General features: G+C 41.2%; 1 pseudogene. It reads right to left on the reverse strand.

Annotation, left to right across the window (positions count from 1 at the left end):
* Positions 1-594, reverse strand: a pseudogene (locus ACEWB7_RS17355) (IS4-like element ISAbe18 family transposase); the annotation flags it as partial.

Raw genomic sequence — 594 nt, forward strand, 5'->3', positions numbered from 1 at the left:
ATACCATTGGTAATCGACATAGCCTTTATCAAAAACTACAATGCTGCCAGCAGGAAACTGGAATTTGCGGCCTTGTACCATGTCATTTTCTTTGCCATTTTCAACTGCAACAAACTCAGGAATATCATTGCTGTGATTCAATCCTATACTGAGTTTCATGCTGGCTTTTGAGTCGTGAACTTTGGCCCATTCACATAAGGAAAGCGACAGGTCAATATGACTGGCATCCAAGGAATACAAGGGATTCTTAAAGCGAAATTTATGAGCGACTTTTGAGTGTTCATAGTATTTAAGCAACTTGTAAAATAGCTGTTGATACAAGGCAGCAGGCTGCTGCTCATTGATTCGTGCCAGCGTGCTTCGGGGAATAGACTTTGCTCCGAGATGACTTAGCTTTTCCTGTTGGCACTCCAAATTGGATTGAATATCTCTCAGACTTTGCCTACAAGAGAATTGAGACATCAATATGGCAATAAACTGATCCCACCGGGAAGCCGCTCTAAATTTCTGTCCAACATGGTGTACTTTAGCAAGTTGTTCAAAATCCTGTCGCACAACAGGTTTAATTAGCTCATGAAATACGGTATTCTGATG

The sequence above is a fragment of the Acinetobacter sp. NIOH-H-8 genome, assembly GCF_046635365.1.
Lineage (GTDB): Bacteria > Pseudomonadota > Gammaproteobacteria > Pseudomonadales > Moraxellaceae > Acinetobacter.